General features: G+C 65.7%; 15 protein-coding genes. 8 read left to right on the top strand and 7 right to left on the bottom strand.

Going from position 1 to position 12,272, the window contains the following annotated elements; translation table 11 throughout:
- Nucleotides 1-24 precede the first annotated feature (24 nt).
- The 4 genes from G6N43_RS26465 to G6N43_RS26450 all read right to left on the bottom strand — a co-directional run bounded on the left by G6N43_RS26465 (nucleotide 25) and on the right by G6N43_RS26450 (nucleotide 5,103).
- The gene (locus G6N43_RS26465) at nucleotides 25-867 is read right to left on the bottom strand and encodes an LLM class F420-dependent oxidoreductase (RefSeq protein WP_083157586.1); all 843 of its coding nucleotides are present in this window, start codon (nucleotides 865-867) and stop codon (nucleotides 25-27) included.
- Between the two features lie 10 nt (nucleotides 868-877).
- Nucleotides 878-1,723: an LLM class F420-dependent oxidoreductase gene (locus G6N43_RS26460; protein ID WP_083157587.1), complete on the bottom strand. Its 846-nt coding sequence runs from the start codon at nucleotides 1,721-1,723 to the stop codon at nucleotides 878-880.
- Between the two features lie 58 nt (nucleotides 1,724-1,781).
- Entirely contained in the window at nucleotides 1,782-3,284 is a 1,503-nt protein-coding gene (locus G6N43_RS26455; protein ID WP_083157589.1) for an ATP-binding protein, read from the bottom strand.
- A gap of 115 nt (nucleotides 3,285-3,399) precedes the next feature.
- On the bottom strand, nucleotides 3,400-5,103 hold the full coding sequence (locus G6N43_RS26450; protein ID WP_083157590.1) for an NAD(P)/FAD-dependent oxidoreductase: 1,704 nt from the start codon (nucleotides 5,101-5,103) through the stop codon (nucleotides 3,400-3,402).
- A 304-nt stretch (nucleotides 5,104-5,407) separates the two neighbouring features.
- Between G6N43_RS26450 and infA the strand changes: the two genes are divergently transcribed.
- The 8 genes from infA (at nucleotide 5,408) to truA (ending at nucleotide 10,042) form a co-directional block, all read left to right on the top strand.
- Nucleotides 5,408-5,629, top strand: a complete 222-nt coding sequence (gene infA / locus G6N43_RS26445) for a translation initiation factor IF-1 (RefSeq protein ID WP_003418601.1) — start codon at nucleotides 5,408-5,410, stop codon at nucleotides 5,627-5,629.
- A gap of 31 nt (nucleotides 5,630-5,660) precedes the next feature.
- The gene (rpmJ, locus tag G6N43_RS26440) at nucleotides 5,661-5,774 is read left to right on the top strand and encodes a 50S ribosomal protein L36 (RefSeq protein WP_003879483.1); all 114 of its coding nucleotides are present in this window, start codon (nucleotides 5,661-5,663) and stop codon (nucleotides 5,772-5,774) included.
- A gap of 155 nt (nucleotides 5,775-5,929) precedes the next feature.
- Nucleotides 5,930-6,304, top strand: a complete 375-nt coding sequence (gene rpsM, locus G6N43_RS26435; RefSeq protein ID WP_083157592.1) for a 30S ribosomal protein S13 — start codon at nucleotides 5,930-5,932, stop codon at nucleotides 6,302-6,304.
- Nucleotides 6,304-6,723 (top strand): 30S ribosomal protein S11, encoded by a 420-nt coding sequence (gene rpsK, locus G6N43_RS26430; RefSeq protein WP_083157593.1) that lies wholly within the window; start codon nucleotides 6,304-6,306, stop codon nucleotides 6,721-6,723. Before rpsM ends, rpsK begins: the two co-directional genes overlap by 1 nt.
- Before the next feature lie 15 nt (nucleotides 6,724-6,738).
- Complete coding sequence (gene rpsD, locus G6N43_RS26425; protein ID WP_083157594.1) at nucleotides 6,739-7,344, top strand: 30S ribosomal protein S4; 606 nt, start codon at nucleotides 6,739-6,741, stop codon at nucleotides 7,342-7,344.
- A gap of 76 nt (nucleotides 7,345-7,420) precedes the next feature.
- Complete coding sequence (locus tag G6N43_RS26420) at nucleotides 7,421-8,473, top strand: DNA-directed RNA polymerase subunit alpha (protein ID WP_083157595.1); 1,053 nt, start codon at nucleotides 7,421-7,423, stop codon at nucleotides 8,471-8,473.
- Between the two features lie 92 nt (nucleotides 8,474-8,565).
- Nucleotides 8,566-9,168 carry a 50S ribosomal protein L17 gene (gene rplQ / locus G6N43_RS26415; RefSeq protein WP_083157597.1) on the top strand — a complete coding sequence of 201 codons (603 nt, stop codon included), beginning with the start codon at nucleotides 8,566-8,568 and terminating at the stop codon, nucleotides 9,166-9,168.
- A gap of 4 nt (nucleotides 9,169-9,172) precedes the next feature.
- Nucleotides 9,173-10,042: a tRNA pseudouridine(38-40) synthase TruA gene (gene truA, locus G6N43_RS26410; protein ID WP_083157598.1), complete on the top strand. Its 870-nt coding sequence runs from the start codon at nucleotides 9,173-9,175 to the stop codon at nucleotides 10,040-10,042.
- Between the two features lie 53 nt (nucleotides 10,043-10,095).
- Here the strand turns inward: truA and G6N43_RS26405 are convergent, their stop codons facing one another.
- Genes G6N43_RS26405 through G6N43_RS26395 form a run of 3 tightly spaced genes read right to left on the bottom strand, consistent with a single transcriptional unit; the run spans nucleotide 10,096 to nucleotide 12,265 of the window.
- Nucleotides 10,096-10,764: a cutinase family protein gene (locus tag G6N43_RS26405; protein ID WP_234810324.1), complete on the bottom strand. Its 669-nt coding sequence runs from the start codon at nucleotides 10,762-10,764 to the stop codon at nucleotides 10,096-10,098.
- A gap of 57 nt (nucleotides 10,765-10,821) precedes the next feature.
- Nucleotides 10,822-11,475 (bottom strand): cutinase family protein, encoded by a 654-nt coding sequence (locus tag G6N43_RS26400; protein ID WP_083157601.1) that lies wholly within the window; start codon nucleotides 11,473-11,475, stop codon nucleotides 10,822-10,824.
- Nucleotides 11,476-11,503: 28 nt separating this feature from the next.
- On the bottom strand, nucleotides 11,504-12,265 hold the full coding sequence (locus G6N43_RS26395; RefSeq protein ID WP_407664842.1) for a cutinase family protein: 762 nt from the start codon (nucleotides 12,263-12,265) through the stop codon (nucleotides 11,504-11,506).
- Nucleotides 12,266-12,272 lie beyond the last annotated feature (7 nt).

Here is a 12,272-nt window from a genome sequence, read left to right as displayed (position 1 = left end):
CTGTCAGGTGCCGCCGCGTCGGTGTCAGCGCTTCAGCCCGAGGGGGCCTGCGAGTTCCTCCAGCGTCGGCAGCAGTTTGTCCGGGCCACCCAACACCTGAATCGCCACGTGGTCGGCCCCTGCCTCGTTGTGTTCGTTGAGCTGTTTGGCGATGTCCTCGGGGGTGCCGTGGGCGACGACGGCGTCGATCAGGCGGTCGCTGCCCGGTTTGGCGATGTCGTCGTCGGTGAAGCCCAGCCGCTTCCAGTTGTTCAGATAGTTCGACAGGTTGAGATAGAAGTCGACGGTCTCGCGGCCGATCTTGCGTGAGGCCTCCGCGTCGCGCGCCAGCACCACCTTGTGTTCGGGGGCCAGGAACACCGTCGGCCCCAGGATGTTTCGGGCTTCGCCGGTGTGCTGCGGGGTGGTCAGGTAGGGGTGGGCGCCCGCACTGCGCTGGGCCGCGAGCTTGAGCACCTTCGGCCCCAGGGCAGCGACGACGCGCCGACTCGTCGGCACCTTGGCGCTGTCGAGCGCGTCGAGATACTCGACGAGCACGTCGTAGGGCTTGCGGTACTCCTGCGTGTGCTCCGGATGACCGATCCCGATGCCGAGCAGGAAGCGGCCCGGAAACTTGTCCTCGATCCGGTGATAGGCCTCCGCAACCTGCTCGGCCGGCGCCGTCCAGACGTTGATGATGCCCGTGGCCACCTGCAGGGCCTCGGTCTGTTCGAGGATCGGCTCGACATAGTTCAGGTCGCCCGCGGGTGACCCGCCGATCCACACCGCGCCGTAACCGAGTTTCTCGATCTCGACGGCTTCGTCGGGTGTGGGCGCACCGAAGATCCATACGCCGTAGCGGCCCAGATCGGGTTTGAGCTCAGTCATCGAAGACCCCTCACCTCAGGCCGAGCGGTCCGGCCAGTTCGGCCAGCCCGTCGACCAGTTTGTCCGGTCCGGTCAGGACCTGCACCGGGACGTGGTCAGCGCCCGCGTCGAGGTGTTCCTTCAACCGTGCCGCAATGGAATCGACGGTGCCATAGGCGACGACCGCGTCGACCAAGGCATCACTACCCGGTTTGGCCACATCCGAATCGGTGAAGCCCAGCCGCTTCCAGTTGTTCAGGTAGTTCTGCAGGTTGAGGTAGATGTCGAGGAATTTGCGGCCGACGGCGCGTGCCTTGTCCGCGTCGGTGGTGAGCACGACCTTGTGCTCGGGCGCGATGAACACACCGGGTCCGACGAGCTTGCGTGCCGCGGCGGTGTGCTCCGGCGTCGTCAGGTAGGGATGCGCACCCGCCGAGCGCCGCGCCGACAGCTTGAGCACCTGCGGGCCGAGCGCGGCTACGACTCGGCGGTTCTTCGGCACGCCGTACTCATCGAGCTTGTCGAGGTACTCGACCAGGGCGTCGTACGGCTTCTTGTACTCCTGGTGGGCCTCGGGATGGCCGACACCGATACCGAGCAGGAAGCGACCCGGATAGGCCTTCTCGATGCGGTGGAAGGATTCGGCGACCGGAGCGGCGTCGGCGGTCCAGATGTTGACGATGCCCGTCGCGAGCTGAAGCGTCTCGGTGGCTCCGAGAATCGGGTCGACCCAGTCAAGCTCAGCGGGCGGTGAGCCACCGGCCCAGATGGCGCCGTAGCCGAGCGCCTCGATGTCTTTGAGCTGCTGGGGGGAGAACTTTTGCCACTGCGAGTAGTGACCGAAGACGCCGTACTTGCCGAGATCAGGAGTCGCCATGCTCTTCCTAACTTGGTACTCGCGTGAACCTATTCCGCTCGGCGCACGGTGAGCGGAACTATTCCGTTCCGGCGGCCGACAGCTCGCCGGGCGTCGGCGCGATCGGCGCCGGTGCCACCAACGGCAGGCACACGATGAACCGGGTGTCGCCCGGTTCGGACTGCACCGACAGGTTTCCGCCGTGCTTCTCGACGACGATGCGCCACGCCAGATCCAGTCCGAGGCCGGTGCCCTCGCCGAACGGTTTGGTGGTGAAGAAGGGCGTGAAGATCCGGTCGATGATGTCCTCGGGGATCCCGGGTCCGTCGTCGCAGATCTCGACGCGGATCATCTCGTCGTTTTCGCGGGCGGTCCGGATGGTCAAGGTGCCGTGCCCGTCCATCGCCTGGATGGCGTTGTCGATGATGTTGGTCCACACCTGATTGAGATCGCCTGGATAGCACTGCAATTCGGGCAGCGTCTTGTCCATGTCCTTGATCAGGGTGACGGGCTTACCCTTGCCCTCCATGCCGATCTTGTCGCCGAACATCATGAGCGTGCTGCGCAGCAACTCGTGGACGTCGGCGCTGCCGTAGGCGCCCCGGTCCATCTGCGAGTACTGCTTGGCGCCGGCGAGCAGCGCCGAGATGCGCTTGCTGGCCTCGGCGATCTCGTTCATCCGCATTTCGTTGTCGATCGTGTACTTCAACCACCCGATCGCGCTCTGCAGCGACGCTGAGGCATCGACGTCGTCGACCAACGCAGAGACGCGCTCCAGCCAGTCGGTGTCCAGCCCCGCGTCGACGAACGTCGGCGCGTAGTCCCAGGCGCTGGCGATGCCATGGTCCTCCAGCCATTCGCCGATCTGGTCTTCGCGATCGGATGCCTCCAAGGCGGTCAGCTCGTGATCGCGGGACTTGGCTACCTGTTCGGCGACCTGGTCCTGAATGTTCACCAAGACGCGCAGCGCCTCCGGGGTGAACTGGGCCTCGGCCACCATGGCGAGCTTGTGCCGCATATGCCCGACGCTTTCGCGCAGGTCGGCGACCGCGCGGGCGGTCGCGGCGGCGGGGTTGTTGAGCTGATGGGTCAGGCCTGCCGTGATCGTGCCGAGTGCGAGTAGCTTTTCGCGTTGACCGATGATCTGGGTCTGACGGTGTCCGCCGACGAGGTGGCCTTCGAGCAGGTGGACGGCCATAGGGAACTGCGTCCGCATGAATTCCGCGAAGTCGTTGGAGTCCAGTACGAAGCAGCGCGCGGGCTTGGTCAGCCGCACCGAGGCTTGGTAGGTCTGCTCCTCACCGGGGATGTACGCCGACCACGCGCCGAAGTACACGCCGCGCTGGGAGGTGCGGTTGGTCTGGATGTCGACACCGCCGGAGCGCTTCGACATGACCAACTCGCCGTCGATCATCACGTAGAAGCAGGTCGCGGGGTCGCCCTCGCGAACTATAGGTCCCGCGGGGAAGTTCTCGATGTGGCCGGCGGCGCAGAGAATGTCGAGCTGCTCATCGGACAACTTCTCGAACAGGAAGAGCGTCCGCAGCTCGTCGCGCACGCATTCCTCTCCTTGCGTGCTCATCGGCGCCTTCCTTCCTCTGGCCTCTCAGCCTTTGCAGGCCTTATGCCTCGCCGGCGGTGCCGGCATCATGCCTCGCCGGCGCTGCCGGCATCATGCCTCGCCGGCGGTGCCGGCATCATGCCTCGGCCAAATACCTGTGCACCAGCATCACCGCCATCGACCCTTCGCCGACCGCGGCCGCAACCCGCTTCGCGGACTCCGAACGCACATCACCTGCAACAAACACACCGGGCACGCTTGTTTCCAGATGATGCGGCGGGCGATCGAGCGTCCACCCGACCTTGTCACGCAGATCCGGTCCCGACAGGATGAAACCGTGATCGTCGCGGGCTATTCCCGCTTCTTCCAGCCAATCAGTGCGCGGTGTTGCGCCGATGAAACAGCACATCCGATCGCAGGTGACGGTCTCGGTCTGTTCGGTGCGCTTGTCCAGTAGCACCAGCCCGGACAGGTGGCCGTCCTCGGCGACCGTGTCGACCACCTCGGTGCAGGTACGGACGGTGATGTTCGGCGTCCTGAGAATGCGGTCGACCAGGTACTGCGACATCCCGGCCTCCAGGGAGGCGCCGCGGATCAGCATCGTGACCGACTTGGCGGTCTGCGACATGAACATCGCCGCCTGGCCAGCCGAGTTCGCGCCGCCCACGATGTAGACGTCTTCGCCCGCGCACTCGCTGTTGTCCGAGACCGAGGCCCCGTAATAGACGCCGCGGCCGATGTAGTTGCAACTCGGATCCGCGGGATCGTCCCAGCATCCGGTGATCTGCAGTTGGCGGTAGTCGACGCCGATCGCCAGGATGACGGCCCGGGCGCCGATGGTGGTCTCGTCGTTGAGGTGGATCGTATGGGCCGCGCCGACACCGTTGACCTCGAGCCTGCCGGCTTCCTGTGTCGTGATGACCTCGGCCCCGAAGCGTTCGGCCTGCCTGCGGGCCGACGTGGTGAGCTCGGCGCCCGAGATGCCGGTGGGGAAGCCGAGGTAGTTCTCGATCTTCGAGCTCCGACCGGCCTGCCCGCCGGTGGTGGCCTTCTCGATCAGGACCGTCTTGAGGCCCTCCGATGCGCCGTACACCGCAGCTGCCAGGCCCGCGGGCCCACCGCCGATGACCGCGAGGTCGTACATCTCCAGCTGCGGGCTGGTGGACAGGCCGAGCAGGGTGGCCAACTCGACATCCGAGGGCTGGACCAGCGTCTCGCCCTTCTCGGTGATGACGACCGGGAGCCGCGTGTCGTCGAGCCCCGCGGCTTCCAGCAGCTGCCTGCCCTTGGGTTCGTCGGCGTTGATGGAGCGGAACGAGTACTCGTTGCGGGCCAGGAACTGCCGCACCTCCCAGGACCGGTCGTTGTATCGGTGGCCGATCACCTTGGTGTAGGGCATGGCCCGGTCGCCGACGGCGCGCCAGCCCTCCAGCAGGCCGTCGATCACCGGATACAGCTTCTCCTCCGGCGGATCCCAAGGCTTGAGCAGGTAATGGTCGAGGTCGACGACGTTGATAGCGTCGATGGCGGCGTGGGTATCCGCGTACGCCGTCAGCAGCACGCGGCGCGCCAGAGGGAAGAAGTCCATCGCCTTCTCGAGGAACTCGATGCCGCTCATCTGCGGCATCCGGTAGTCGGCGACGAAGACCGCAACGGCGTCGCCGCGCAGCTTGAGCTCCTTGAGGGTGTCGATGGCGTCGGCGCCGGATTCGGCGCGCACGATGCGGTATCTCTCGCCATAGTGGCGACGGAGGTCACGAGCGACGGCGCGTGAAACTGCCGGGTCGTCGTCGACAGTGAGAATGACGGGTTTTCTGGACTGCGCGGCGGGGGCGGTCATCGGTTATAAGTATGCGCCCGTCGTCCAGCGGATATCAGGGTCGAGCGCCCGTTCGCGGTCAGCGGAACCAGCTGGCCCCCGTCTAATGCGTGGTGGAGAGGCTGAGCTGGGCGTTCAGCGATTTTGGGACCGGCACCGAAGCGGGTAGTATGGACCAACGGTGCGGCTTCCGCGCCGGCTCTTGCGTGCTCTCTGTCCTCGAATTGCTGGAATTTCTGGCTACAGGCTCACGTTTCGTAGTCGGAGTGTAGCTGCGCCAGAAGGCGCCAACGATTCGCAGGACACGGAGGATCTCCGAAACATAATGGCCAAGAAAGACGGTGCCATCGAGGTCGAGGGTCGCGTGGTCGAACCCCTGCCCAATGCGATGTTTCGCATTGAGTTGGAGAACGGTCACAAGGTTCTCGCCCACATCAGCGGCAAGATGCGGCAGCACTACATCCGCATCCTGCCCGAGGACCGCGTCGTCGTGGAGTTGTCTCCATACGACCTGTCTCGGGGCCGCATCGTTTACCGGTACAAGTAACAACTAGAAGCACAGAAGGATCGACACAGTCGTGAAGGTGAACCCGAGCGTCAAGCCCATTTGCGATAAATGCAGGGTGATCCGTCGGCATGGGCGGGTCATGGTGATCTGCTCCGATCCTCGGCACAAGCAGCGCCAGGGCTGAGTTTCACCAGCCAGCTACTGCCACAACTGAATGATGAAATCCCAGTACCAATGAGCGGATAGGCCGCTTGCCCACGTCCGGTACGGAGGCCGGACCCCGACACCGTCGGGAACGGACTGGGAGCAGACCTCCGCAACGAGAAGGAACACACCACTGTGGCACGTCTAGTGGGCGTCGACCTCCCGCGCGATAAGCGCATGGAGATCGCGCTGACCTACATCTACGGCGTCGGCCGTACGCGCTCCCAGGAGATCCTGGACGCCACCGGCATCGACCGGAACCTGCGCACCAAGGACCTGACCGATGATCAGGTGACCCAACTGCGCGACTACATCGAGGGCAACCTCAAGGTGGAGGGTGATCTGCGCCGTGAGGTGCAGGCCGACATCCGCCGCAAGATCGAGATCGGCTGCTACCAGGGCCTGCGGCACCGCCGCGGCCTGCCGGTGCGCGGCCAGCGGACCAAGACCAATGCGCGCACCCGCAAGGGCCCCAAGCGCACCATCGCCGGTAAGAAGAAGGCCAAGTAATGCCACCCGCAAAGAAAAGCGCTGCTGGGTCCCCGAAGAAGGGGCAGAAGACCCGTCGCCGGGAAAAGAAGAACGTCCCGCACGGCGCCGCGCACATCAAGAGCACGTTCAACAACACGATCGTGTCGATCACCGACCCGCAGGGCAACGTCATCGCATGGGCGTCCTCGGGACACGTCGGCTTCAAGGGTTCGCGTAAGTCGACCCCGTTCGCCGCGCAGCTGGCTGCGGAGAACGCCGCCCGCAAGGCGCAGGAGCACGGCGTGAAGAAGGTCGACGTCTTCGTGAAGGGCCCGGGCTCGGGCCGCGAGACCGCCATCCGCTCGTTGCAGGCCGCCGGCCTCGAGGTCGGCGCGATCGCCGACGTCACGCCGCAGCCGCACAACGGCTGCCGTCCGCCGAAGCGTCGCAGGGTCTAGGAGGGTATAGAACACATGGCTCGTTACACCGGACCCGCGACCCGCAAGTCACGCCGTCTCGGCGTCGACCTGGTCGGCGGAGATCAGTCCTTCGAGAAGCGCCCCTACCCGCCCGGTCAGCACGGCCGCGCGCGGATCAAGGAGAGCGAGTACCGCCAGCAGCTGCAGGAGAAGCAGAAGGCGCGTTTCACCTACGGCGTGATGGAGAAGCAGTTCCGTCGCTACTACGACGAGGCGGTTCGTCAGCCGGGCAAGACCGGTGACAACCTGCTGCGCATCCTGGAAAGCCGGCTCGACAACGTCGTGTACCGCGCCGGTCTGGCACGGACCCGGCGGATGGCGCGTCAGCTGGTCAGCCACGGCCACTTCCTGGTCAACGGTGTCAAGGTCGACATCCCGAGCTACCGCGTGTCGCAGTACGACATCATCGACATCAAGGAGAAGTCGCTGAACACGCTGCCGTTCGAGGTCGCGCGGGAAACAGCGGGCGAGCGCCCCATTCCGGCCTGGCTGCAGGTCGTCGGCGAGCGTCAGCGCATCCTCGTGCACCAGCTGCCCGAGCGCGCGCAGATCGACGTCCCGCTCACCGAACAGCTGATCGTCGAGCTCTACTCGAAGTAAGACTTGCTTGGCCGTCCGGATGACGGCTGAGTTGCGCGGCATCAAATAGCGGTTGCCGCGAAGGAGGAAAGAAACAATGCTGATTTCTCAGCGACCCACATTGTCGGAAGAGGTCATCTCCGAGAACCGGTCCCAGTTCGTCATCGAACCGCTGGAGCCCGGATTCGGTTACACCCTTGGCAATTCGCTTCGGCGGACCCTGCTGTCGTCGATTCCCGGCGCGGCGGTCACCAGCATCCGCATCGACGGTGTGCTGCACGAATTCACCACGGTCCCCGGTGTGAAGGAAGACGTCACCGACATCATCCTGAACCTCAAGGGTCTGGTGGTGTCGTCCGAGGAGGACGAGCCCGTCACCATGTACCTGCGCAAGCAGGGCCCCGGTACGGTCACCGCGGGTGACATCGTCCCGCCGGCCGGTGTGACGGTGCACAACCCCGAGATGCACATCGCGACGCTGAACGACAAGGGCAAGCTCGAGGTCGAGCTCGTCGTCGAGCGCGGCCGCGGTTACGTGCCCGCCGTGCAGAACAAGGCGTCGGGCGCCGAAATCGGCCGCATCCCTGTCGATTCCATCTACAGCCCGGTGCTGAAGGTCACCTACAAGGTGGAGGCCACCCGCGTCGAGCAGCGCACCGACTTCGACAAGCTGATTCTCGACGTCGAGACGAAGAGCTCGATCACCGCTCGGGACGCGCTGGCTTCCGCGGGCAAGACGCTGGTCGAATTGTTCGGTCTGGCACGGGAACTCAACGTCGAGGCCGAGGGCATCGAGATCGGGCCGTCGCCTGCCGAGGCCGATCACATCGCGAGCTTCGCGCTGCCGATCGACGATCTGGACCTCACCGTCCGGTCGTACAACTGCCTCAAGCGCGAGGGTGTGCACACGGTGGGCGAGCTCGTCGCCCGCACGGAGTCCGATCTGCTGGACATCCGTAACTTCGGCCAGAAGTCCATCGACGAGGTGAAGATCAAGCTGCACCAGCTGGGTCTCTCGCTGAAGGACAGCCCGGCCACGTTCGATCCGTCCGAGGTCGCCGGTTACGACGTCGCCACGGGCACCTGGAACAGCGATGCCAGTTACGACCTGGACGACAACCAGGACTACGCCGAAACCGAACAGCTCTAAGCGGAGTTCATTACCCACCCCAGCTCCGCCCGCCCGAGTCCGTCCCGGCCCTACCTGATACGGGGGTCGGCCCCACATAGGAGATAGTCGCAATGCCCAAGCCCACCAAGGGCCCTCGCCTCGGCGGGTCGTCCTCACACCAGAAGGCGCTGCTGGCCAACCTGGCCACGTCGCTCTTCGAGCACGGCCGGATCAAGACGACAGAGCCCAAGGCGAGGGCGTTGCGGCCCTATGCGGAGAAGCTCATCACCCACGCCAAGAAGGGCACGCTGCACAATCGGCGCGAGGTGATGAAGAAGATCCGCGACAAGGACGTGGTGCACACGCTGTTCGCCGAGATCGGTCCGTTCTTCGCCGACCGCGAGGGCGGCTACACCCGCATCATCAAGGTCGAGAACCGCAAGGGCGACAACGCCCCGATGGCCGTCATCGAGCTGGTGCGGGAGAAGACCGTGACCTCGGAGGCCAACCGGGCCCGTCGCGCGGCCTCTTCGCAGAAGGTTGCGGCTGCCGCGGCGCCGCAGGCTGCGGTCGAGCCTGAGGCCGTCGAGGAGAGCGTCGAGGAGGTCAAGGCCGAGGACGCCGGGATCGAGGAGGCCCAGGAGGCGCAAGCCGAGGCTGAGGTCGCCGAGGAGAGCGCCGACGAAAGTGCGGAGGAGAAGGCTGACTCCGACGAGGATGCCGACAAGTCCTAGTGACATGAGCGACGAGCCCGCCATCGACAACGGTGGCGGGCTCGTTCGTCTTCGCCTCGACATCGCTTACGACGGCACCGAATTCGCGGGCTGGGCGGTGCAGGCCGGTCAGCGCACCGTCGCCGGGGTGCTCGACGAAGCGTTCTCGACGGTGTTTCGCACGCCGGTGCAACTGCGTGCGGCCGGCCGCACCGACACCGGCGTACACGCCACGGGTCAGGTCGCCCATGTCGATGTGCCGGTCAATGCCCTGCCCCACGTCTATCCCCGCACCACCCGCCCCGGCGGGAGCGAGTTTCGTCCGCTGGTGCAACGGCTGGGCCGGTTCCTGCCCCGAGATGTGCGGGTGCTCGACATCGCCCGCGCGGCACCGGGTTTCGACGCACGGTTCTCCGCGCTCCGTCGGCACTACGAATACCGGTTGTCGACCGCGCCGTACGGCGTCGAACCGCAGGACGCGCGCTTCGTCACGCCGTGGCCGCGTCCGCTGGATGTCGACGTCATGGCAGCGGCGGCACGGGATCTGGTGGGACTGCACGACTTCGCCGCATTCTGTCGCCATCGCGACGGCGCCACCACCATCCGCGATCTACAACGGTTCGACTGGGTGCGCGACGGCGACCGGGTCACCGCGTACGTCACGGCGGATGCCTTCTGCTGGTCCATGGTGCGGTCGCTGGTCGGCGCGCTGCTGGCGGTCGGCGAGCATCGCCGCGAACCCGGTTGGTGCGCCAGGCTATTGAAGGAGACGAGCCGGTCGAGCGACTTCGCGGCGGCGCCGGCGCAGGGTCTGACGCTCGTGGGCGTCGACTATCCGCCCGACGATGAGCTCGAGGCGCGGACAAAGGTCACGCGCGACTTGCGAGTCTTGTGATTTCGGCGTGCTGGGTCACGCTCAGCGAGACTTAGCACGCCGAAGCCGCCAAATCAGATGCGGGCCGCGACGAAGTCAGCTGCCTGATTCGCCATCCCCGCGTTGATGTACGCGCTCGCGAGGTGGGCGGGCCAGTTCTCTTCCCACGTGTTCGGGTCGGCCGGGTTGCAGATCGGGTCGGCACCGTGGCACAACTCGATGGTCCGATCGCGGTAAACCGGATTGAAGTTCGTGATCGGCCCGACCCAGGCGACTCCGTTGCCGAACAGCGCCACCGCGGCGATGTGCTGATCCGCACCGGGCGGCAGTGGGGCCTTGAACCCGAAGAAGTCGAACGGCAGCGCCAGCACCACGTCGGTGACCGCGGCGCCGAGGGAATAGCCGCCGAGCACCAAGCGGGTGTTCGGGCAGTTGTTCATCATGTACTGGATGTGGCCGCTCATGTCGTTCGCGCCGACGTCGATCTCGTTATCGGCCGGATACTGCACCGCATAGACGCCGATGTTCTTTTTCGACTTCTGCCGCAGCGCACTGATGAACGCATTGCCGAGGTTGCCGACCCCAGGCGATTCCAGTCGGCCGCGGGCGAATATCACCTCGACCGGAGGACATGATTGGGCATTCGCGGACGGCGTCAGCGAGGCGACAGTCTGAGGTGTGATGAGCACAGTGCCGAGAACGAGCGCCACGATGAGACCGTTGAGCAAGTGACGGCGGATCACCCCACGGATGGTAATAGAAAGCATTAACGGGCTCGCAGATAACGCTATATGGCCAGGTCAGAGGCGGGAAGCGACGAAATCGGCTGCCTGGTTGGTGGGCCCACCCACATATGCTCGATGCGCGGCGATGTCCTCACCGTTGGTCTGACAGACGGGGTCGCCCGGGTTGCACAGGTCGATGGCTCTGCCGCCGTAGACCCCGCTGACCGTGAGTGGCAGACCCAACTTCGCGGAAGGATTGCCGAAGACGGCGATGGCCGCGACGTGGTTCGGCACGTTGGGCGGCAACGGGTTGTCGAAACCGAGGCCGGGCACCGGCACTGCGCTGATCACATCGATCACCGCGGCGCCTTGGGAGTAGCCGCCGAGCACCAGCTGGGTGTTGGGGCAGGTGTTCACCATGTACTGGATGTGGCCACTGGCGTCGTTCGCCCCGGCCGCCGCCTGGAGGAAGTCGAACGTCGCGGGGTAGTTGACCGCGTACGTGCCGACGGACCTGCCGCCGACCTTGCCCTGTAATGCGTCGACGAAGGCGCCGCCGACATTGCCCAGGCCCGGTGCGTCGTTGGTGCCGCGGGCGAACACGACCTCGATGTCGGGACATCCTTGGGCTGAGGCGGTTCCGCGGCCGCCAATCAGCGCCGGCGCGGCGACCGCGGTCGCGGCGGTGAAAGTGGCGATCAGCAGGTTGCGGAGTCGATCTAACGTCACAAGATCAACAGGGTAGCGCTTGTGGCCGTCAGACCCGTCCGGCGACGAAGCTCGCCGCCTGCTGAACCAGCCCCGCGGACACGTAATCGTTGTGTGCGAACGGGTTCCTGCCGCGCGAGCAGATGGGATCGCCGTCCTTGCAGAGGTCGATGGCCCTGCCGCCGAAAACCGAACTGGTCAGCGGATTGCTGAACTTCGTTGCGGGGTTGCCGAACACGGCCACGGCGGCGATGTTGTCCTGCAGGCTCGCGGGCAGCGGGGGCGCCGAGCCGATGGAACCGATCTTGTTGCCCAGCGGTGGGACACCGGCGAGCATGTCGATGACGGCCGCGCCCTGCGAATATCCGCCGAGCACAAGCTTCGTCGACGGGCACTGCTGCGACATCAACGCGACGCGGTTCTCGGCGTCGGTGGCGCCGTCAGCAGCCGCCAGGAAGTCATACGAGGCGGGGTAGTTGACGGGGTAGGCGCTGACGGTCCTGCCGCCGACCAACGGGCGCAGCGCCTCGACGAACGCCGAGCCCGGCGTACCGAGCCCGGGGGTGTCGTCGGTGCCCCTCGCGAAGATCACCTCGATGTCGGGGCACGACGAGGACGTCGATGTCGAGGACGGCGATGAGGCGGACGGGTCAGGCCCCGGAGCGACACCAGGCCCGGGCGCAGGTCCGGGCGAATGGTCAGGCTGGGCCCCCGCCAGCGGCGCAGCGACGAGTGTCATGGTGGCGCAGACAACGGCCGAAGTAACCGTAGCCAGCCGTAATGGCATCCGGAGCAAAGTCACGTCGGCCATTTTCCCA

This window comes from Mycolicibacterium moriokaense, assembly GCF_010726085.1.
Lineage (GTDB): Bacteria > Actinomycetota > Actinomycetes > Mycobacteriales > Mycobacteriaceae > Mycobacterium > Mycobacterium moriokaense.
This window is presented reverse-complemented; position numbering and strand designations above follow the sequence as displayed.